The following is a 20119-nucleotide window of genomic DNA, read 5'->3' as shown; positions in this document are numbered from 1 at the left end:
AGGAAACAAGAAAGCCACGCATCTAATTAATGCGTATTCCCCCAGATTGTCGACCACCTTAGCAAGTACCGCTACGCCTGATAAGAGCAATGAAATAAAAGGAATACCTATTTTATTAAAAGCACTGGCTATCAAGGATAAAATAATAACGATTGATGCGATGGGTACGCACAAAGGAATTGCGAATCTCATCCGTCTTAAACAAGCCCACTATGTGCTTGCGTTAAAGAAAAATCATCAGCGTCTGTATAAAAAGGTTGATAATCTTTTCGCTAAAGCAGATGAGCTCAACTACAAGGCGATGGTGTATCAACAAAAAGAGTCCATGAACTACGACCATAGCCGTATTGAAGAAAGAAAGTATACCCTTTTGCCCGCTATGTATCTGCCACGATATAGCCAACAATGGAAGGATTTAAGTGCCTATATTCGCGTAGAATCGATACGTCATTTACCGACAGGCCATGTTGAAACCGCCACGCGTTACTACATCACGTCCTTACCTTATAAAAAACACAGAAAAATGTACCAAGCGATTAAAAAACGAACCAGCTAATTGATTGAAGCGATGAATGTCTCTCTATGACCTTGCCCTTTGATTTTATTTTCTCAGGCTATCAGTAATAGATTTCGCAAAACCTTTAAGCGATTCAACAATATCCTGCTCTTTGTTGTCATAATTTCGGATGAAGAAACCAGATTTATTGGTTGCAAAAAGAGATTGTTCCGGTATAACTTCTCTTTCTGATGAATCAAGAAAAACAACTTTATTTATAGGTGAAAGAATAGATTCCCAAGCTTTTTTTTGTTTTGGGGACATCTTAGTGAGTTCATCAATACTGATATAAAGTGTTTGTAAATGGGTTAATGAACTCTTCAAATTATAAATTTCCTCAACAGCTAATTGACCGATGTCATTATCGCTAATATTCAAAGAAGTAATATTTTTAGGTAACTTTCTAATTAAGTTAATTTTGCTGCCCAGATTATTGTTGCTTAAATCAAGATGCTCTAAGTTTGCGGGGAACGCCGCACATAGGGTTTCTAGTTCTTCTTCGCTCTTTCTATCCAATTTGTTGTAGCTCATATTTAATGATTTTAAACCTATAAGAACAGCTACCGCCTTGTTGAGCTGCTTATTAATATCAATACCTAAATTGTTAGAGCTCAGATCCAATGACGTTACTTGAGTTGAGACAAAACCTTTTAATCCAATATCTAGCCTTTTTTGAACATTAAGGTCATTAAAACTTAAGTCTACATGAGTAGCATGCTTTAATGATAAGAAAACAAGCGCAGCATCTTCTCCTGATTTTTTTCCTAAACTGTTTCCACGTAAAGTTACAAATTTTATTTGGTCATTCAGGTGACTTAATGCTACTTGCAATTCGAAATTTGATCTTTTACCAAAATTATTCCATCCCATATCAATATGTTTTGTGTTTTTGTTTATTTTAAAAATAGAGCGCATTAACATATCGCCATTTACATTAGTTAATCCAGAGAGGACGGTTTCTCCGGTACTTGCATTAAAATAAAGCATATTGAACTCCTTCTAAGGGCCATCTACAGTTATAAGCGCTAAAAGGATAGCATTAAAGTAATTGAGTCGATTTGATTTAGATCAATGAATGTTTTTATATAAAAAACTACTTTTTCGAGTGAGATGAGCTCCGGCCCGGGGCTTGGTAAAAAAGGGCATGTTCAATTTTATTCCTCTTAATTCTAGATTGTAATAGCATTGTCTGCCGTAATCTGGATAACTCGAAAACATTATAATCGTTGATATTTTCTCTGAAGTACGCCGATAAAATTGATAAAATAGCTTTGCTATAATTGACTTCTTCCATAAATAGCTGGTTCAGAATATCAGCACATCTGGGGCAGGACTTAAATTTCGAATAGAACAGTTTTTATTGAGTTTGGGGTTACAATTCACGATTCAGGGCCTGACCCTGACCTATCCATATTTATATTTAACTGGTAAACAAAACTCCCTATTTGTTTGACCTTTAATTTCGCCAACGTGTTGCGTTTGCTGACTATAGTTGCGCAGGCTAGGGAGCAGGACCCGCTTATTTTTTAGTTGCGAACCAAGCGGTGACGCCAACAACTGTTGCAGTCAGTATGGTAGCTGAAACTTGGTTTCGTTCCCAGAAGCTTAGGTTTGTACGGACTATTTGGGGAGATCCTTGATACTTGATTGATTTACTTGGATTGTTTTGGATAATTTGCTGTACTTGATCCAGACAATCTGGTGAATAGCGCTTTATTATGCGTAACCCTTTCTCATTTTTAGCTAACAGTGCTTCCTTGATAAGAGTGGAACCATTAGGTGCTTTCAAAGCCATATTCAATGCTTTAGATAAAGTAGGTGGCGCATATTGGGCAATTACTTTGAGGTTATTTACAATTTCTTTTGCAAGAGGCTCGGGGTCATGTACATTCCATTTACTGGCAATATCTAATGTTTGAGATAAGGAATTGGGGCTGTAACGTGCAACAAGGTAAAGGAGTGTTGAATTATGTTTATTTTTCTCTAGGATGCATTTTGCAAGCTGCTGTGGGCCATTCGCTGTTTTATTAAATAAACTAAAAACTCTTGGTAAAAGCTCTGGGAAGTCCGCGGCAATATAGTGTAAAGCGGACCAATCCTCATCGTCCTTAGATAGAAGGGCTTGAGTTATGAGCTCGCAATCGTTTAACGTCTGAGTAGCCTTATCCAATGCGAGCTCTAAAGAAGCTGGAGCATAGAATAAAATTGTTTTTAATCCTATTTCTTTATCCTCATCTTGGGTTAACAGTGCTTGAACAATCAGTTTATCACCGTTTTTTGCTTTGGCTGCCAATTCTAATGCCTTCGGTAATGCTCCGGGAACGCTCTTGGCAATGCATTGTAATCCTGTTCCATTGCTCTGACATAGAAGACCTTGCGCAATAACTTCGCCCGCAGAGGGAAGATTCTCAACCTGTTCCAATACGTTCTGGAGAATATCAGGACACCATTTTGCTATAATAAAGAGGCCATCCTCAGTTAATCGATCGAGCATCTCAAAAGGTTTAAGCGTGCTCAATAGAGGAAGGGATATTTTTTTTTCTGAATTAGTACTGGCAATTACAATTGCTATTGATTGACCTAGAATTCGGAATACTTCATTCACTGCGACGAGTTTATTTGGAAAATATTTACGACATGTAGCGGGCGAAGTTTGATCATAGTTAGAGTTATATACGGACCATGACCCGTTTTTGAAGCTTACACGAATTGTATGTGTAGGTGAATTGATAATGGCGATTGTATCTGTGAAGTCATTTTCGTTCAGTAACCTTATGAGTTCGTTTGTAGTTAATTTACCTGCAGTTATTTTTCTTTGTTGAATTTTTTTGACGATACCTTGTTTGCTTAGAATTTCAAAATGATGCTCTGTAGGAGACAAGAGCGTATATTGATTGAGATTACTGGTTTTAAAATTTTTATCAAAACAGGCATGGTTCGAAATTACATAAGGTAATAATCGGTTAAAAAGTGTTTTTAGCTTAATTTTTTTCTTATCTATAGGGGGAGATTGTAGCGATTGTTGTTCTTTTTCTTTTTTAGTTTGCCAAAAAGAATCTTCTTCAGATCCCGGTAATTCAATGAGTTTATCAAGTGTTGATTCCTGCTCATCCCAATTTGCAACAGCTGCTTTTGCATGATCCCACCACTTTAATTTCCCAATGTGATCCATCGCTCCATCAATGACGCTAAAACCCAGGCAATGTCCCTTCTTGAGGGCGGTGCGTAAATCATACAGATCTTTTTGAATTGCTGTTACTTTGTCCTGATAATTCTTAGGAAATTCTTCTTGCAACTCTTTAATTAGCTGAATTTCAGTTATTTCTAAGAATTTAATAAATTTCTTTAAAATAATACGCTGGGTCATAATAAATCAGCTTTTCATATAAATAATTCATCATATCTGTTCGATATTAATTCAATATTAAATTGGTCTTGCAATATAAATGAAATTTTCGCAAAGCAAATTTTCTAAAATTGAAAATCTTGGTTGGCATGTCAGAATAAGGTTATTAAGAGTGCAAGTCGCATAAATTAGGTAACACGGCACAGGATTAAATACTATTTCTTGTTTCTTGGTTGGAACTACACAAAAACAATAAAGCTGTGATTAGATCATGGCTTTTCAAAACTAATATGTTTGAATTGTTCCGATACAGTATCTTTGAGTAAAGCATCTATCTGCGCCGCAAAAGGCTCATAGAATGATGGGCGGCGAGGAAAAATCCGGTCGTTTATCCAATAAATCGGCCATCCATCAGTAGTTTCAATACAATCTTTAGCAAAATTTGTAATTTTAAATTTTTCTTCAATTTGAATACAGCCACGTAAAAAGATATCAACATAGGATTGGACAATTGGAAAGTCTTTGGTAGGAAGTTGATTTTCCGTTGAGGCTATAGTGTATATCCAAACTTGTTTTTGGGTTGAAAAGTTGGAAGATTGAGAAAGGAATACGATGTTATCTGGATTAATCTGTTCTCTGCAATAAAAGCTTTCTCTTTTATCATAACTTCTGATTTTTTCCGGCTCGCTCACTTTGTAACTTACACCAATAAAAGATGAGCTTTTATTTTTAATGGCAGATAAAAACGTGGCATTAACTCCAGGTAAATTACCGTGTCCTGCCCAAATTCTCTTATATCCTTTTATCAAAATAGGAACACTCTCTTCAGCAGATGGATCTGTTCTTTTTTTAGATGTCTCATCAATTAAACTTCCATAGCCGACAATATATTGTGGAATATTAGGATTAATGTCTGGGTGACAGTCCAAAGCAAAAGAAGAAAAAGGGATTAGAGTCAAGAAAAGTAAAGTGAATTTCTTCATAAATCGTACAACGTATTAGATAATTATTTTGTTTCCTTTGCATCATGATTCATTCAATTTGCACCCTAAAATGATAATTTGATTTTTGAAAAACTCCAAAAATCCTTGATTTTATTGGTCGGAGTGACAGGAATTGAACCTGCGACCCCTGCCTCCCGAAGGCGAATATAATAAATTCCCAATGTATCTCCATGTATTCCCATGTAAAAAATATTATTTAATTTCATTGAGTTATATTTATTATTGATGCACTGCTATTTATTGTTATGTTACACTTTACAAAAAAATAGCACTTTATATGCACTTTATAATTGGACAGGCAGTGCCTGACCAAATACAGTCAATGGGATACCAAATGTCGAACAAGATTATTAATGCATCACAACTTCATCTAGATACATCATATCAAAACTTATTAACTGAAATAAAAGAAAGGTTAAAAAAAGCCCAGATTCGTGCAGCTATAGTAGTAAATCATGAATTAATTAAATTTTATTGGGATATTGGGAAACTCATTATTCAAGAACAAAAGAAAGCCCAATGGGGAGATAAGCTATTTGAAATTTTATCTAACGATTTACGCAGAGCTTTCCCTAATACAGAGGGATTTTCTAAAACAAATCTGAAGTATATGCGTCTTTTTGCACTTAATTATCCAAATGGTGAATTTAGTCAGGCACTGCCTGACCAATTAACTTGGACACATCATATTGTATTAATTCAGGCTTTTTCGGCTGAGCAAGCAAACGTAAAACACTGGTATGCCCAAAAAACTATTGAAAATGAATGGTCTTATCGTGAACTTCAAAAACAAATAAAAAGTGATCTTTACAGCAGGCAAGCGAAACTAGAACATAAGACAACTAATTTTAAAGACAAGCTTCCAGCACATCATTCGCATTTGGCTCAAGAAATGATTAAAGATCCATATAAGTTTCATTTTTTGTCTGTAGGAGAGGAAGCTCATGAAAAGGATATCCATGATGGGCTACTTACTCACGTAAAAGAATTTCTTATGGAATTAGGGCAGGGCTTTGCTTTGTATGGGACCAGGCATCCTATTATAGTTTCAGGGAAACGTTTCGAAATTGATTTATTAATGTATAACACCAAACTTCATGTTTACGTGGTCGTTGAACTCAAGCGAGGAGAGCTTAATCCTAAAGACACAGGTCAATTAAATTTTTATTTATCTGCTGTTGATGAGCAATTAAAAATGGCCGAAGACGGCCCAACAATTGGTTTATTACTTTGTGAAAAGAAGGATAAAGTTATTGCTGAATATTCATTAAGGCGTGTCAGTAGTCCAATGGGAATTGCAGAGTATGAGCTAAGCAAAGCACTAACTGAAAAACTTAATAATGTTTTACCTACTACAGAAGAAATAGAATCAGAGTTGAGTGCCTATACACAAAGTAATAAAGATTTAGGAGATGATGATGATAGCAAGAATCAGTAATTCCCTAATAAAAACTTTAATTCCTAATGAAAAAAAAGCCTATGATGTTCGAGACATAAATTTAAAAGGTTTTATATTACGGGTCCATCCGACAGGAAGTATGGTTTATTTGTGTCAGTATGCACGCGGAGGCCGTGTTAATCTTGGAAAAGCAGGGGTTATTTCTGCTGCACAAGCTCGAGAAAAAGCAATTGAAGTATTAAACAATTATCATAAAGGTATTAAACCAGAAGTAAAAAAAGGTGCTAATAAACCTAGAACACTAAAAGAATTCATTGAAAGTGATTATAAGCCTTGGGTTCTAGCTCATCATAAAAGAGGTGAGGAAACGCTTGCAGCTTTAAACCGTTGTTTTAATACCATGTACTCCAAACCTTTAACAGAAATAACTCCCGCACTTTTGGAACAATGGCGGGTGAAGCGTGTCAATGCAGGCACTGCTCAAGCTACTATTAATCGTAATATTACCACTCTTAAAGCTGTTATAACCAAAGCAGTGGATTGGGGTTTTCTAAAGGAAAATACTTTAAGAAATTTAAAGCAATTTAAAATTGATCGCTCTCCAAAGGTTAGATACCTTTCGGTTGATGAGGAATCTCGCTTGCGACAGGCTCTTTTGGAGAGAGAAAATAAGTTAAAGCAAGATCGAATGAATGCAAATAAATGGCGCACAGTTCGTGGGTATCCTCTGTATCCTGAATTTGGGAATGGGGAGTATTTTGATTATTTAATGCCTATGGTACTTATTTCAATTAATACAGGCTTGCGAAGGGGAGAGCTTTTTAATTTAACTTGGGAAATGGTAAATCTTACTGAAAGATCAATTCTTTTGGATGGTGAAATTACAAAAAATAATAGCTCACGTTTTATCCCTTTAAATGATGAAGCATACCGTGTAGTAAAACAGCTATATGAAAAAAGTGCCATTAAAAATGGTCTGGTTTTTTTAAGTAAAAATAATCAGCCGTTCAATCACGTGAAAAGATCTTGGGCCTCACTTTTAGAAAAAGCTCAAATTACTCGGTTTAGATGGCATGATTTACGTCATCATTTTGCAAGTAGGTTAGTTATGACAGGTGTCGACTTAAATACAGTTCGCGAGTTAATGGGGCATTCCGATATTAAAATGACTTTACGATACGCGCATTTGGCTCCTGAGTATAAAATTAACGCAGTAAAAAAAATAGATTGGATGCATCAAAGTATTAATTAATTTTATGAAGTTCAAACAGACCTGGTTGCATTTAAATGTAAAAATAATTCAATTATCATTTATAAAAAGAGTTTGTTAAGGAGAGAATGTGAGTACATCTGATGAGGCTTTGGTGATAGATGCAGCTGAAAAATATGGATTTAACATAGAATTCAAAACAAAAAATCTATTTCAAATGAAAGGATATGACACTGAAATTAATAAGTTTTATTATTATGAGGGCGAACTTTTAGCGGTAGATGTTCAAGCTGAATTAAATGACAGATTATTTTTAATTGAATGCAAAGGTACGGCTAGCAATTCGATGTTAATCCTAATTAAAGACCCCGATAAATCAGAATCTATATATGTAAGAAGAGAAATTGATAATAATAGTAGAATCATGGGATTTCGTGGTGCTGGCCTTTTCTGTACATTTACTGGCGATTTTTTTAGTAAAGAACAAAATAAGTTAAAAAAATTATCAAAAAATGACACAGAAAACAATTTTTATAAAGCCCAAACTCAGCTTACTAATGCAATACATGCAGTATCTTGGGACATTAAGCAAAAATCCCCTACCGAAGAAAAACCGATCCACATAATGCCACTCATTGTTACAAATGCGCAGATATGGGTAATAGATTATGAACAAGATCCTATATCTGCGACGAATCATAAGTGGGTTAAGCATAAAGTGGTTTCTAACAAATTACCTATTTTCCTGAAGGGCGATAGAATATTTACTTATATAGTTAATATAGTTAATGTAAATTATTTACAAGAGTTTCTCGATAAAAGTTACAATATGAACCGTTCGTATGGCACTGTCGATACCTTAAACAATACTTTAATATAATAAGGAAGCTTGCATTGGTTTGCTAATGTAATTTATCAAAATTTTCATTTGTATTTTTCTATGTCACTTTAAAAAAGTGGTTAAATAGTGAAGGTTACCTTTACTATGCTTGTTTGCCTTGATTAAATAAAATTCGTTTCGACTCCTCCGATAAAACTTGATCAACTTGTATATCCTTAGCTGCATCATAGGCACGTTGAACTGCAGGACGTTTTTTTATATGTAAAAACCATCTTTTTAAATCAGGAAAATCATCTAAATTTTGTTGTTGTTTTTCATAAGAAACTATCCATGGATAACATGCCATATCAGCAATTGAGTATTCATTTGCTATAAACTCTCGATTAGCTAAATGCTTATTAAGAACACCATATAATCTGGCAGTTTCTCTGACATAACGATCCACTGCATAAGTTAGATTCTTGGCATGCTGACTAAAGTGATGATTTTGCCCTGCCATAGGACCTAGTCCACCAACTTGCCAAAAAAGCCATTGCAAAATTTCATAACGATCATGAACATTTTTAGACAAAAAATGACCTGTTTTTTCTGCTAAATACAGTAAAATAGCACCTGATTCAAAGATTGATATAGGATTACTGCTGTCTTTAGGGTTATGATCAACTATGGCAGGAATTCGATTATTGGGGGATATCCGTAAGAACTCTTCGGAAAATTGTTCTCCCTCAAAAATATTTATGGGTATTAGCTTGTATGGGAGACCGGATTCCTCAAAAAATATTGTAATTTTATGGCCGTTTGGGGTGGGCCAGTAATACAGATCCATCATTATGTAAGTCCTTCAAATAGGTGTAAATTAATTAAGTTATTATACTTAAGAAAATTATGTATTACACATGCTATTTTTTTGGACGTTTCTTTTTCGGTTCAGGGAGTTCTGATGCCGTAAGTCTAACTAGGTGAGTTAACCATTCACTATCTTCCAGCAAGTCACCAGATATGAGTAAGTAAGGTTTTGCACCTGGATATGGAATATCTTCAATGTAGTTATTAATGAATGCCTTACCAGCCTTAGTTGGCTTGATAAATAGTTGATCATCACAAACTAAAGCTATTACTTTTTCATGATAGTAAATTGCATATTCTCCAAACATTTTTTTCGCACGGATCATGTTAGTATCTGCGATTTGATCAAGAATAAAATCGATAGTACTTTGTTTAGAGGACATAAGTAATTCCTACGTTAATCCGGTTTTTTAAATTTCCACCGATGCCAAATAACAGGAGTTACTGCTAAGATTTTTTTTGAGAAGATAACAGGATCTTCAATTACTGTCTGAGCATTCAAACATACTAATGCATAGCCATTTTTTCTTTGTACTAAGCGACGAAAATAAATACCCTCGCTAATTTCCACAATACAATCATTTCCAATACATTTTTGTATTTCTGAAGTATCCATATACTGAATACCTCCTACAAAATCACCTTTAGAATAAGTTGGTTCCATAGTGTCGTCAGAAACCATGATTACTATAGCGTTCGGGTTGTTTGATTTAAAAAACTCTATTTCTTTCTGAATAGCGTTTTCTTGGGTAAATAAAGGGGCAATGTCTTTATCCAGAGTTGGAAAAGGAACAAATTCAGAGGCAACAAGGCTTGGACTTTTTCCTGAACCATTAAGAAGCCACTGTGTTGAACAACTTACCCCAGTACTATGAAAGATTTCTACAAGCTTAGAAGCTGCTTTTTCTGTTAAAGGATTTCTACCTAGCTCCCAAGATTGTAGGGTATGCATACTAATACCATATTTTTGCTCTAAATCTTTGCGAGAGATTCCAGCCAAGCTTCTAGCCGTTTTAATGCGACGTCCGATATTTATTCGTTGATCTTCAATATTTTGTTCCATAAAAAACCCAATAGACCCTTATGAAAATTATACCATATTTTGGTATAAAATTATTTACATATACGTATAACAGGTATAATATTGCTTCAATACATATCATGACGCACGGAGAAGCGTAATGCCTCGAACAAGCTGTATTCCTCATCCAGAGAGTGAACGACTATTGTTAATACGCAAGTGGCAACTTAACGCTTGCGAAAAAGATGCTTGTGCGGCGGCTTTACTAAATTTATTTGAATATTGGCACAATATCAAGCTTGAACAAAAATCCCAAGCTCAAAGCTACAATGAGGTTGCTCAAAGACATGGTGATAATAGTTCACAAATTGAAACTTTATTGCAATGGCATACATCAGAACAATTAGAATCTTCTTTATTAAATATTTTTAATAAAAGGCGTATTCAAAAGGCTATTGAAGTATTAGAAAATTTAAAGTTTATCTCTATACATCGAAATCCGAACCCAAGGTATTCATTTGATAAAACAAGATTTTTTTTATTTCATCCAAATGAAGTTTGTGCTTGGTTAAAGGATTATTCCGCAAAAAAGCCAAATGTTAATGAAGACAAGTCTTTCGAAAATACTTCATCGATGGTGCAAAATGATCTGATCGATAGGGACGATTTGCACCTATCGATAAGTGAGAATTGCACTTACGATGATTACAAAAGTGATCTACCAGAAGAGCAAATTGCTCCAACCATAGGAGCAAATTGCACTCAGCAATATACAAAGAATACATACCAAGATTACTTACAGAAATTACCTACACAAATAAACACACGTTTTGATGCTTTTGGTGTCTTCTGGGATAAATGGGTTGAGTTTACCAATAAGCCAGTTAATAAAAAGAGATCTTCAGAAATTTTTACAAGGATAGTTAAAAGTTTAGAAGACCCTCTGATGCGCGAGATCTTGGATGCTTTAGAAAAACAAAAGCAGGAAAAAGACCTACGTCAGCGGTTGAATCTGTTTGTTGCCCAATGGCCTGATCCCTCAGGTTGGCTTAAAGAAGCGCGTTGGGAAGATGAAGTTTATTTAGACGAAGCATTTTATCAATCTGAATTGCTAAGACGAAATTCTGGGTTAACCCAAAGTAAACAAGTTATGAAACAGCAAAGGGAGTGTTACTTAGATGTCCAATACAAATCTAGTGTTACTCGAAACCAAGACAAAAACTCAAATGACATCGCCAATAGACATGATGCAATCCAGCAATTTAATGAAGAGTTCAGAAGTCGAAAACGAAGTTCGTGAAGCAAAGCTATCAGATCTTGAGGTAATTAATTTAACAGAATGGCTTATCTTTAAAATTAAAATTATTTACAGCCGCACTATCTATGAGGGAGATAATCCCACGGAAGCATCAGCTATTCGACAAGAATGGCAGGACTTAGTATGTAAAATAGGTAAAAAGGGAATTTTAGGAACAATTGATTATCTTTTATCAGGCCATCATTCTGTTCCTTCATTTCCGCCATCGCCTGTTGAGTTTAGAAAATGTTACAGAACTCATGTAGCACCTACTGTTAGCAAGGTACATATAATTAAAAAACAAAAGAACCTCTCAGATCTGCCAAAAGAGCAGAACCAAGAAGGATATATACAATTTCAAGAGTTACTAAAAAAACTGAAACCAAGTTATTTGGTAAGTAAGAGGGAATAAGTTATGAAAATATTCTTATATCAATAAGCGTAATTTCTCGCGAATTTAGCGAATCAATGACTGGCAAATAATGAGCAAAATTGTGCTTAGGGATTTCTACAACCTTAAAAAGGAGAAAACAGTGAAGAAGAGGAAAAAAATAACATGTTTGATGCAAAAGAGTTTAGGTGTTTTGGGAATGATTGTTTTATCAAGCAGTGTGTTTGCGAATGATCTTTTATCCAAAGCATTGGAAGGTGATGTCAAGGATTCATTAGGAAGTGGTTCAATGTTTTGGAAAGTGTTTATTTTGGTGGACATTATTTTAGCTACTGCAATGGCTGTTAAAAGTAAGAATCCGATGGTTTTTGTTGGTGTTACTGCAGTGGCCTTTATACCTGCATTTTTATTGAAAACATTCGTGTTTTAAGGAGGAAGCAAACGATGAGCAACATGAATTATCAATTTTTAAGCCACATTGATGCACCCAAGAGAATACTGACGTTAACTATGGATGAGCTTGTGGTCGCAGGATTGGGTTTTATGTTGCTCATCATTAGTAATCAAAAGATTTTGGTCTCACTGTTCGGGTTGGGGTTATTAAGCAGTTTGCGTTATTTGAAGAAAGGGGAGGGTCCAAAATCGCTTCTTGTATTGGCTTATTGGCATCTCCCAAGCGGACTGACTCAGTTCTTGTTACCCCAATTACCACTGTCACATCATCGTGTGTATGTGGCTTAAGGAGATCTAAATGGACTTTAAAACGCACCAAAGCCGATTAAGCCAATTATCCGCACGATTTAATTTGATGGTGTGCCTTGTGTTTGGTTTATTGGTATCTAATGTGCTGCTGTCTTTCTTTGTATATTCAGCGTTCAAACATCATACCGTAGAGATTACCCCTTTTTCAGGGAATCCTGGTTATTTAAAAAGTGCTTCATTTGTTGACAGTCATTACTTAAGTTTAATGACGGAGAATTTTATCAATGAACGTCTCAACGTGAGTCCTGAAACAGTTGATGCGAATCATAAGCGTCTGCTTTCCTTTGTGAATCATCAACAGTATCCCTATTTTTTAAAGCTGCTTGCCCAGGAAGCCAGAGTTATTAAAAACAAAAAAATGTCATCTACCTTTGACATCACTGAAATCAAAGTAAACCCCAATGAACTTAATGCTGTGGTGAATGGAACGTTAAAGCGCTATGTGGGAATTCAAGCACTTTCTGATACGCAAACAACATACAAGTTGGTATTTCAATATGTGGATGGTCGTTTATCAATCGTCCAATTTGCACCAAAGAAGGAGAGTAACGATGAATAAAGGGCTTGGTGTCATTTTGGCACTGGTATCAATGAGTGTGATTGGGAGTAACAGTATCCCTTTTAAAGATAATAGTGAAATCGCATTAACTTTAAGCCAGGGAAATTACAACCGCATTTTTGTGAAAAATGACAAAATCATGGAAGCGGTATTTCCGGAAAAGGCGATGGCGATTAAACGTGATGAGCAGGATGGATCAGTTTATATCATGTTGGCAGCAACTAATCCGTTTACCTTGTTTTTGACTACTGAAGCAGGTCGTCATTTTTCGGTAACTTTAAATAGTGAGGAGTCATTAGGTAAAACAATTGAACTCATTCCGCAACAGCCACTACCTGTAAAAGTAACACCTCGTCAAACGAAAGCCAGTCAGGTAGTTGGGACTCATGAAGCTATTCCAGAAGCAATTCTTGCAATGCTTACTCATATGGAGAATCACAAACCGTTTACTGATGTGGTTGTAACGCGTCAATTTGGCAAAGCCCAGCGTTGGGAAAGAGGTTTAACACTGTTACCTAAAGAGTCTTGGGATGGGAAGTTTCTTAAAGGAGAAACCATTGAACTCTATAACGGGGGTAAAGAGCCTTTAGAGTTATCTCAAGAATGGTTTGCAAAGAAGGATACTCTAGCGATTAAATTTTCGAAGCCCACAATTAATCCTCGCGAACGTACCATGCTTTACCGTGTTGCAGGAGTGGATCATGGCTAATTGGCAACTCAATACAATGGTTAAAAGCCGCCAACTTCGTACATTAATCATGGTGGGAAGTGGAGTTTTGCTTATTCTGGCCATCATGATTGTATTGCTTATAGATGGTCGCCCAAAAAAAACTTCTGCGATACAAAAACCAGTAGATATAACTGGAATTGTGGATGAATCGTTTACAGAAGCTGCAGCTGATAATGCATTAACAGTCCAACAAACTGAACTCGAATCACTCAAAAAGCAAATTAGTGAATTGACTCTCACGATGAAAAAGATGGCTGAGGAACATGAGAAGCAATTAAGCACTCAAAAAGAAGAATTGACCGCACAAATAAGCACGATGGTTTTGGCAAATCAGGAAAAATCAAGTGCTTCTGAGAAAGTACCTAATACATCTAATGAGTTAAAGGAAGTACAAAACCCAGAGTTTTGGCATCATCCCAATACTTATGCCATGAATAGCAATTCTGACATGATGACCTTAGCAGATATCACTCCACGCATTCATACAGTGTCATTTCGAACGAAACGCCGCAGCACTAGAACTCATCATAATAACTATTTAAATCCAGCTCATTATGTACCATCAAACACTTCAGTAAGAGCAGTTGTTTTAGGTGGAGCTGATGCTGATGCATCCGTTAATGGCCAATCTAAAAATAATGGCGTAATGCTCTTTAAGTTCCTAGAGGATGGAACACTACCTAATGGAGCGCGCTCACGTCTTCGGGGATGTCGCGTGAGTGCGAATTCCTATGGAGATATTTCCAGTGAACGCGCTTTTGCAACCTTATATCGTCTCTCTTGTGCTCATCCAGGCCAACCCATTATTGATAAAGAAGTGACGGGTTGGGTGTTTTTCAATGGCAAAGTGGGGATTAAAGGGAAGCCATTGATGAGGGATAACAAAGTGATGACTTGGGCAGGAGTTAGTGGTGCGTTATCTGGAATTGCCCAAGCCGCACAATATGCTCAAAGCGTACAAGCGATTGGCCCTTATGGTGCAACTTCTGTAGTTCCATCAAGCCAAATTGCACCTTTTGCAGCTTATGGAGGTGCTTCCAAAGCAGCAGATACGTTATCTGCGTATTACGTTAAACGCGCAGAACAATACCATCCTGTCATTCAAGTCGGTTCTGGCAATGTGGTCACGGTGGTTTTTAAAGATGGATTTTATTTAGAGCCTGATGAAGACAAAAGCCAACATGCCATGAACCAAGTCAAAGCAGAGGAAGAAGCACAAAGGTTAATTGCTGCTAACCATGAAGGGAATTCGACTGACATGAATTTTACGGTGCCGCCTGAGGTATTAGGGAAAATTGACCATGCGAACAGCTTGAGCGCAAATTTGACAGGGGTATTACGATGAAAATAATTAAAAAGAGTCTGATCCTTTTAATTTATATGGGATTAGCAGCATGTGGGCCAATCAATTCCAATTTCAGTTGTAATGCCACGGCCGGGGATAGTTGTTTGACCATCGAGCAGGTCGATGCCATGACTCGGTTTGCAGATGATGTAAAACCCTATAGTTCCAGAAAGAACATGATGAAGGCTGAAAGCAAACCTCTTTTAAATCAAGGAAAAATAGTCAAACAAGATAGTGGACAAGCCCTATGGCTGGCACAAACAGTTAAGGAGCAATCATGGGCTTAAGGCTAAATCAATGGCGAGATAAAGCACGTGATCTGGTGCATCGTGTAAGTCACAAACTAGGGGAAACTGCAGGCATTAAACCGGAATCATTGCAACATCATTCAAAAGCATTTGAGTCGTGTACTTTAGATTTGCCTTCTATAAAAAACCTGTTTCCCTATGAAACAGTCAGTGAAGAAGGATTTTTTATAAACCGAAGCTCTGCGGGGTTTGGTCTTTTGTTAATGCCTATGGCAGGTGCTGATGAGTCTTTGATGAAATCGCTTTCCGAAACTTTTAAAAACAAGCTAACCGAAGGGACGGATTGTACGGTGTTAATGTATAAGCATCCTTGGCTTGCGCAAAATATGTATCAAAATTACGTGCCCATTTTAAAGCAAGGTGGGATTTATGCAGAACTTGCACGCCAAAGTCTCAAATACCATCTTAGTGCTATTGCAAAGGGCTATAAAAATGGACGCAATGTCCCAGCAACACTCTCGGATTATCGATGTTATCTTTTTATTTCAAGACCAACAGAGCTTGGAGTTGAAGGCAAGCTTCAGGGACTGCGAGATGACTTTGAATCCGAACTCAAAGTTGCAGGGTTTAGTTTTATGCGGTGTGAGGCGCACGATTTTAAAGTTCTGATGCGTGCTCTTGTGTCACCAAATTTCAATGAATGTTCCTGGCCAAAAATTGAGGATTCACAACCTTTTATTAGTGAATCCATTCCTAATCCGACTACAATCTATGAAATTGGTGATGAGAACATTGATATTTCCATTGCCGATGATGAAAGTGCTATTCAGCGTTCAAGGGTAGTGAATTGTGAGCTCACGAGTTTTCCTAAGGCACCATTTGCCTTATGGCAAACGCCAGATTTATTTGCCAATCTTTTAAAGCCTGAACAAGGTATTCAATGTCCATTTCTTCTTTCATTTACCGTTCGTGGTGTCAATCAGGAAAAGATGAAGGCACAAGCGAAAAAAAGAGCTAAATCTTTAAGTGCTAATAACAATGCCATTCAATCCTTTATTAATCCTAGTATTAAAGAGGAGGCTTCCGAATGGCAATTTGTTCATGAGTACGCATCCAAAGGCGAACTGTATCTGCTGCCTACGTTTTACAATCTAGTATTGTACACCACCGTTGAAAAAGAACGGGAGCATGTGGCAAAAGCAATCGCGAGTTTTAGGCAAATGGGATTTACACTGATCCAAAGCCGTTGCAAACAGTGGCTTCGATTTTTGGGAAGCTTCCCTTTTATGTTGACCGAAGGGCTTTTTTCAAGCCTTGAACTCTTAGGCTTAACCAAAAAACTAAGTCATACGAATGTGGCCAATCTTTTGCCTGTGGTTGCTGATTTTAAAGGAGCACGGCAGGGGCTTATTCTACCAACATACCGCCATCAATTGTTTTATTTAGATACCTTTGATGACCGAGTTTTACCTATTACCAATTTTAATCGTTTAACCATTGCAAGCCCAGGCTCTGGTAAATCCTTTTTTGAACAAGCACAAATTCTTGATGGTTTATCACGTGGGCAGCAAATTTTTGTTATTGATTTAGGGGGTTCTTACAAGCATTTATGTGAATTAGTCGGTGGAAGCTACATTGATGCATCTACATTGACGCTTAATCCTTTTACGTTATTTGATTTTGATGGGGTTACGGAAATTGATGGCGAAAAGGTGAATGATTACATTCAAATCAGAGACTTGTTAGCCATTATGGCGAGTCCCAATGAAGGATTGGGTGAGGTACAAAAAGCATGGCTTTTGGATGCGGTTCTTACCTGTTGGAAAGAGAGAGGACGGCTCGCCAAAATGGATGATGTATTGGCAGCACTGAGAGAGCTTCTTCACAAACCAGAATCCAGAAATGACCGAAGATTAAAAGATTTGCTGGTTTTGTTGGATAAATATGGAAGCCAAGGAATCTACGGCAAGCTGTTTAACAGCGATACCCCTCTCTTGAATAACTCTAATTTTGTGGTTCTGGAAATGGGGAAACTTGAAAGTAACCCAGAACTGCTTACCATTGTCATGTTCGTCATGATTGTGATTATTCAGGGTCAATTTTACCATTCCGACCGCCGAATTCAAAAACGCTGCATTATTGATGAAGCGTGGCGATTTCTGGCTGTAGGTTCTAATCCAATTTCTGCAGGATTTATTGAGCAGGGGTTTCGTACGGCAAGAAAACATACCGGTGGTTTTGCGGTAATTACCCAAAACCTCTCCGACACTATGAAAACGCTACAAGGGCAAGCCATTGCTGCTGCAGCAGATACCAAAATCATCATGCGCCAAGGAGCATTTCGAGATTTTATAGAAAGCCATCCCGACCATTTTAACCCTCTAGAAGTATCCATGATCGAATCCTTTGGTGAGGCTAAAACACAAGGCTTTTCCAATTTAATGATTCAATTTGGTAATGTCACAACATTTCATCGTTATTTTTGCGATCCATTTTCAAGGGTTTTGTTTTCTACCTCAGGTGATGAATTTGGGGAAATAGAATCCTTAATGAACCAAGGAGTACCACTTACAGATGCTGTTTATCGTGTGGCGCAACAATATTATGGAGATGAATTATGCGATTAGTTCATCAAGTTTTAGTGAGTGTAGCTGCATTAATTCTTATTGGATTGGAACTGTTTTGGAGTTCACCAAACACTAAAGTGGTGTTTTTTGATACCGAAGCAATTCAGGCGCAATTGATTCGTCAATTAGCAGAGCATCAAGCAAATGATGAGCAAGTGATCCATGCAACACGTCAATTTAAAAATAAACTCCAAATTCTGTTAATACAGTATGCAAAGCAACATCACGTCATGATTTTAGATCATCGTAAGGTTCTTGCCGGTGGTGATGACATTACCAATGAGATTGCTAACAAATTAGGACAAGCAATGAGGAGCAAGTTATGAAAAGGGTATTGCTTGTGTCTCTTATGTTAGCAATTTATTGGGATGTTAATGCTAAATCATTCGGTGTTGTAGGCGAGGTTTTCCCCATTGCAGAAAAAAGCTTTTTAGTACTGATCGAAGAACGTTTACGCACATTAACCACTAGTGGTGAGTTGGAGGCATTAAACCGGAAATGGATTAATACAGTGGTCAACCATACTAACAGACCTACCGCATTAGGTTTGGAGCGAATCAACCAAACAATCAGACATTACTACAAATCAGAAATAACTTTAAGTCAGGATATCACTGACCATAAAGGCAATGTTCTGTACCCAAAGGGAACTTATGTCAATGCCATGGAGTATATGCCAGCGTATAGACCTTGTTGGTTATTTTTTAATGCGGATGACAAAGCACAGGTTCGTTGGGCGCAGATGCAGAAGAGTAAATGTCCTAATCCCAAATTTATTTTGACGGGTGGGGCAATTAAGCGCGCTGAAAAGAGTCTAAATGCTGTGATTTATTTTGATCAGGAAGGGCGCATTATAAGAAAGCTTAATATTGAACATGTGCCAGCACAAGTAACACGCAAAGAAAATCAGCTTCTTATTGTTGAAGTGGCAATTAAGGAGAATGGCAATGTTGTTTAGAACTCTATTTTTAATGGTTTTATTTATTTTTTCTTGCAGTGGTTTTAGCAAGCAGTGTACAGGACATTTTGTTAATCCGATTATCGATGTGTGTTGGCGATGCTTATTTCCTTTGTCGATAGGCAACATCAAAGTAGTAAATTCATCTCTTCCCGATACCGTCAATGCATCAAGTCCCGTAGGTATATGCCCAAGCCCTATGGGATTGCGTGTGGGACTGAATATTGGATTTTGGGAGCCTGTGGCGCTGACTGATGTGACCGATACACCATATTGCCTGGTGAATCTTGGAGGCATCAAGCTCAAATTGGGTTTAAAACAGAATAAGGGAGGGCGTCATGTGGTGGGTAATGGGCAGCAACGTGCGTTTTTCCATGTCCATTGGTACAAATATCCGCTCATCAGCTGGCTTAATCTCATCACCTCGATTGGCTGTTTGCAAGGTGGTGATTTTGATATTGCTTATCTGACCGAACTTGACCCCACCTGGCAAGATTCTGAAATGAGCTTTGTATTAAGTCCTGAGTCAGTATTGTTTGCTAATCCCATAGCAGCTTCAGCATGCGCTGCGGACGCTCTTTCTTCGACATTGACCAAGAAACCCATAGACAGCCTTTTTTGGTGTGCAGGTAGTCAAGGGACTCATTATCCTCTGACAGGCCATGTGCATGCACCTATTTCTCCGGTGCAAACCGCACTTCTTTTGACCGAACGTATGAATTACAAAATGCATCGTGAATTTTTAGTGTCTGATTCAAATTCCGCGTCCGGTGCAATTTGCAAAGAACATTATTACACCGTAACCCCTAAATCTCGCTATCGCTATGAGATGGTGAATCAGGTATCAGATGGCAAGCATTGCTATCCAGGCGGTTTAAGTACTTTGGCTTGGGAGTTCGGAAAAATTAAACCACATACCCCCGACCAATATGGATTTTTAGTGTGGCGAAAACGCAACTGTACTTTCCTTTAGACGGAG

General features: G+C 37.1%; 22 protein-coding genes. 16 read left to right on the top strand and 6 right to left on the bottom strand.

The features are described from left to right. Positions 1 to 556: ISAs1 family transposase (locus ELY20_RS13610; RefSeq protein WP_127059498.1), on the top strand; the 556-nt coding region annotated here is incomplete at its 5' end. 45 nt (positions 557 to 601) lie between these two features. Here the strand turns inward: ELY20_RS13610 and ELY20_RS13605 are convergent. The 3 genes from ELY20_RS13605 to ELY20_RS13595 form a co-directional block, all read right to left on the bottom strand. Further along, the gene (locus ELY20_RS13605; protein WP_110144240.1) at positions 602 to 1543 is read right to left on the bottom strand and encodes a leucine-rich repeat domain-containing protein; all 942 of its coding nucleotides are present in this window, start codon (positions 1541 to 1543) and stop codon (positions 602 to 604) included. A 532-nt stretch (positions 1544 to 2075) separates the two neighbouring features. Then, complete coding sequence (locus tag ELY20_RS13600) at positions 2076 to 3923, bottom strand: hypothetical protein (protein WP_110144239.1); 1848 nt, start codon at positions 3921 to 3923, stop codon at positions 2076 to 2078. A 248-nt stretch (positions 3924 to 4171) separates the two neighbouring features. Further along, entirely contained in the window at positions 4172 to 4885 is a 714-nt protein-coding gene (locus tag ELY20_RS13595) for a gamma-glutamylcyclotransferase family protein (RefSeq protein ID WP_110144238.1), read from the bottom strand. A gap of 355 nt (positions 4886 to 5240) precedes the next feature. Between ELY20_RS13595 and ELY20_RS13590 the strand changes: the two genes are divergently transcribed. The 3 genes from ELY20_RS13590 to ELY20_RS13580 all read left to right on the top strand — a co-directional run bounded on the left by ELY20_RS13590 (position 5241) and on the right by ELY20_RS13580 (position 8395). Beyond that, positions 5241 to 6344, top strand: a complete 1104-nt coding sequence (locus ELY20_RS13590; protein ID WP_110144237.1) for a PDDEXK nuclease domain-containing protein — start codon at positions 5241 to 5243, stop codon at positions 6342 to 6344. After that, complete coding sequence (locus tag ELY20_RS13585; RefSeq protein ID WP_110144236.1) at positions 6325 to 7557, top strand: site-specific integrase; 1233 nt, start codon at positions 6325 to 6327, stop codon at positions 7555 to 7557. Before ELY20_RS13590 ends, ELY20_RS13585 begins: the two co-directional genes overlap by 20 nt. Positions 7558 to 7645: 88 nt before the next feature. Further along, a complete protein-coding gene (locus ELY20_RS13580) occupies positions 7646 to 8395 on the top strand; it encodes a hypothetical protein (protein WP_110144235.1) in 750 nt (249 codons plus the stop codon). Between the two features lie 103 nt (positions 8396 to 8498). Here ELY20_RS13580 and ELY20_RS13575 read toward each other — a convergent pair whose 3' ends face one another. The 3 genes from ELY20_RS13575 to ELY20_RS13565 form a co-directional block, all read right to left on the bottom strand. After that, positions 8499 to 9185, bottom strand: coding sequence for a glutathione S-transferase N-terminal domain-containing protein (locus tag ELY20_RS13575; protein ID WP_110144234.1), 687 nt, complete (start codon positions 9183 to 9185; stop codon positions 8499 to 8501). A 70-nt stretch (positions 9186 to 9255) separates the two neighbouring features. Next, complete coding sequence (locus ELY20_RS13570) at positions 9256 to 9585, bottom strand: TfoX/Sxy family protein (RefSeq protein WP_110144233.1); 330 nt, start codon at positions 9583 to 9585, stop codon at positions 9256 to 9258. Positions 9586 to 9599: 14 nt separating this feature from the next. Next, the gene (locus tag ELY20_RS13565; protein ID WP_110144232.1) at positions 9600 to 10265 is read right to left on the bottom strand and encodes a helix-turn-helix domain-containing protein; all 666 of its coding nucleotides are present in this window, start codon (positions 10263 to 10265) and stop codon (positions 9600 to 9602) included. 118 nt (positions 10266 to 10383) lie between these two features. Here ELY20_RS13565 and ELY20_RS13560 point away from each other — a divergent pair, with 118 nt between their 5' ends. From ELY20_RS13560 to traU, 12 genes are all read left to right on the top strand, one after another. Next, positions 10384 to 11523, top strand: coding sequence for a hypothetical protein (locus ELY20_RS13560; protein WP_110144231.1), 1140 nt, complete (start codon positions 10384 to 10386; stop codon positions 11521 to 11523). Further along, a complete protein-coding gene (locus ELY20_RS13555) occupies positions 11489 to 11932 on the top strand; it encodes a hypothetical protein (RefSeq protein ID WP_110144230.1) in 444 nt (147 codons plus the stop codon). Before ELY20_RS13560 ends, ELY20_RS13555 begins: the two co-directional genes overlap by 35 nt. A 121-nt stretch (positions 11933 to 12053) precedes the next feature. After that, positions 12054 to 12341, top strand: coding sequence for a hypothetical protein (locus ELY20_RS13550; protein ID WP_110144229.1), 288 nt, complete (start codon positions 12054 to 12056; stop codon positions 12339 to 12341). 14 nt (positions 12342 to 12355) lie between these two features. Beyond that, on the top strand, positions 12356 to 12652 hold the full coding sequence (traL, locus tag ELY20_RS13545) for a type IV conjugative transfer system protein TraL (protein WP_110144266.1): 297 nt from the start codon (positions 12356 to 12358) through the stop codon (positions 12650 to 12652). A gap of 10 nt (positions 12653 to 12662) precedes the next feature. Beyond that, the gene (gene traE / locus ELY20_RS13540; protein WP_127059497.1) at positions 12663 to 13232 is read left to right on the top strand and encodes a type IV conjugative transfer system protein TraE; all 570 of its coding nucleotides are present in this window, start codon (positions 12663 to 12665) and stop codon (positions 13230 to 13232) included. Then, positions 13225 to 13941: a type-F conjugative transfer system secretin TraK gene (traK, locus tag ELY20_RS13535; RefSeq protein ID WP_127059496.1), complete on the top strand. Its 717-nt coding sequence runs from the start codon at positions 13225 to 13227 to the stop codon at positions 13939 to 13941. Before traE ends, traK begins: the two co-directional genes overlap by 8 nt. Further along, complete coding sequence (locus ELY20_RS13530) at positions 13934 to 15307, top strand: TrbI/VirB10 family protein (protein WP_127059495.1); 1374 nt, start codon at positions 13934 to 13936, stop codon at positions 15305 to 15307. Before traK ends, ELY20_RS13530 begins: the two co-directional genes overlap by 8 nt. Next, a complete protein-coding gene (locus ELY20_RS13525; RefSeq protein ID WP_110144294.1) occupies positions 15304 to 15594 on the top strand; it encodes a TraV family lipoprotein in 291 nt (96 codons plus the stop codon). The genes ELY20_RS13530 and ELY20_RS13525 overlap by 4 nt, the downstream gene beginning before the upstream one ends. Next, the gene (gene traC / locus ELY20_RS13520; RefSeq protein WP_127059494.1) at positions 15585 to 18182 is read left to right on the top strand and encodes a type IV secretion system protein TraC; all 2598 of its coding nucleotides are present in this window, start codon (positions 15585 to 15587) and stop codon (positions 18180 to 18182) included. The genes ELY20_RS13525 and traC overlap by 10 nt, the downstream gene beginning before the upstream one ends. Then, positions 18173 to 18508, top strand: a complete 336-nt coding sequence (locus ELY20_RS13515; protein ID WP_110144283.1) for a TrbI F-type domain-containing protein — start codon at positions 18173 to 18175, stop codon at positions 18506 to 18508. Before traC ends, ELY20_RS13515 begins: the two co-directional genes overlap by 10 nt. Then, positions 18505 to 19140 (top strand): type-F conjugative transfer system protein TraW, encoded by a 636-nt coding sequence (traW, locus tag ELY20_RS13510; protein ID WP_110144284.1) that lies wholly within the window; start codon positions 18505 to 18507, stop codon positions 19138 to 19140. Before ELY20_RS13515 ends, traW begins: the two co-directional genes overlap by 4 nt. Continuing rightward, positions 19130 to 20113: a conjugal transfer pilus assembly protein TraU gene (gene traU, locus ELY20_RS13505; protein ID WP_110144285.1), complete on the top strand. Its 984-nt coding sequence runs from the start codon at positions 19130 to 19132 to the stop codon at positions 20111 to 20113. Before traW ends, traU begins: the two co-directional genes overlap by 11 nt. The last annotated feature ends 6 nt before the right edge of the window (positions 20114 to 20119 follow it).

The sequence above is a fragment of the Legionella qingyii genome (assembly GCF_003990155.1).
Classification (GTDB): Bacteria; Pseudomonadota; Gammaproteobacteria; order Legionellales; family Legionellaceae; genus Legionella; species Legionella qingyii.
The sequence above is the reverse complement of the archived record's forward strand: the minus strand, read 5'-3'. Positions and strand labels throughout refer to the sequence as shown.

What these genes read in the sequence shown, in the direction of transcription:
- ELY20_RS13595 (WP_110144238.1), bottom strand. Translation starts at nt 4,885, where the DNA reads ATGAAGAAATTCACTTTACTTTTCTTGACTCTAATCCCTTTTTCTTCT.
- traC (WP_127059494.1), top strand. Translation starts at nt 15,585, where the DNA reads ATGGGCTTAAGGCTAAATCAATGGCGAGATAAAGCACGTGATCTGGTG.
- ELY20_RS13585 (WP_110144236.1), top strand. Translation starts at nt 6,325, where the DNA reads ATGATAGCAAGAATCAGTAATTCCCTAATAAAAACTTTAATTCCTAAT.
- ELY20_RS13530 (WP_127059495.1), top strand. Translation starts at nt 13,934, where the DNA reads ATGGCTAATTGGCAACTCAATACAATGGTTAAAAGCCGCCAACTTCGT.
- ELY20_RS13590 (WP_110144237.1), top strand. Translation starts at nt 5,241, where the DNA reads ATGTCGAACAAGATTATTAATGCATCACAACTTCATCTAGATACATCA.
- traK (WP_127059496.1), top strand. Translation starts at nt 13,225, where the DNA reads ATGAATAAAGGGCTTGGTGTCATTTTGGCACTGGTATCAATGAGTGTG.
- ELY20_RS13525 (WP_110144294.1), top strand. Translation starts at nt 15,304, where the DNA reads ATGAAAATAATTAAAAAGAGTCTGATCCTTTTAATTTATATGGGATTA.
- ELY20_RS13600 (WP_110144239.1), bottom strand. Translation starts at nt 3,923, where the DNA reads ATGACCCAGCGTATTATTTTAAAGAAATTTATTAAATTCTTAGAAATA.
- traW (WP_110144284.1), top strand. Translation starts at nt 18,505, where the DNA reads ATGAAAAGGGTATTGCTTGTGTCTCTTATGTTAGCAATTTATTGGGAT.
- traU (WP_110144285.1), top strand. Translation starts at nt 19,130, where the DNA reads ATGTTGTTTAGAACTCTATTTTTAATGGTTTTATTTATTTTTTCTTGC.
- ELY20_RS13515 (WP_110144283.1), top strand. Translation starts at nt 18,173, where the DNA reads ATGCGATTAGTTCATCAAGTTTTAGTGAGTGTAGCTGCATTAATTCTT.
- ELY20_RS13560 (WP_110144231.1), top strand. Translation starts at nt 10,384, where the DNA reads ATGCCTCGAACAAGCTGTATTCCTCATCCAGAGAGTGAACGACTATTG.
- ELY20_RS13575 (WP_110144234.1), bottom strand. Translation starts at nt 9,185, where the DNA reads ATGATGGATCTGTATTACTGGCCCACCCCAAACGGCCATAAAATTACA.
- ELY20_RS13555 (WP_110144230.1), top strand. Translation starts at nt 11,489, where the DNA reads ATGAAGAGTTCAGAAGTCGAAAACGAAGTTCGTGAAGCAAAGCTATCA.
- traL (WP_110144266.1), top strand. Translation starts at nt 12,356, where the DNA reads ATGAGCAACATGAATTATCAATTTTTAAGCCACATTGATGCACCCAAG.
- ELY20_RS13570 (WP_110144233.1), bottom strand. Translation starts at nt 9,585, where the DNA reads ATGTCCTCTAAACAAAGTACTATCGATTTTATTCTTGATCAAATCGCA.
- ELY20_RS13605 (WP_110144240.1), bottom strand. Translation starts at nt 1,543, where the DNA reads ATGCTTTATTTTAATGCAAGTACCGGAGAAACCGTCCTCTCTGGATTA.
- ELY20_RS13565 (WP_110144232.1), bottom strand. Translation starts at nt 10,265, where the DNA reads ATGGAACAAAATATTGAAGATCAACGAATAAATATCGGACGTCGCATT.
- traE (WP_127059497.1), top strand. Translation starts at nt 12,663, where the DNA reads ATGGACTTTAAAACGCACCAAAGCCGATTAAGCCAATTATCCGCACGA.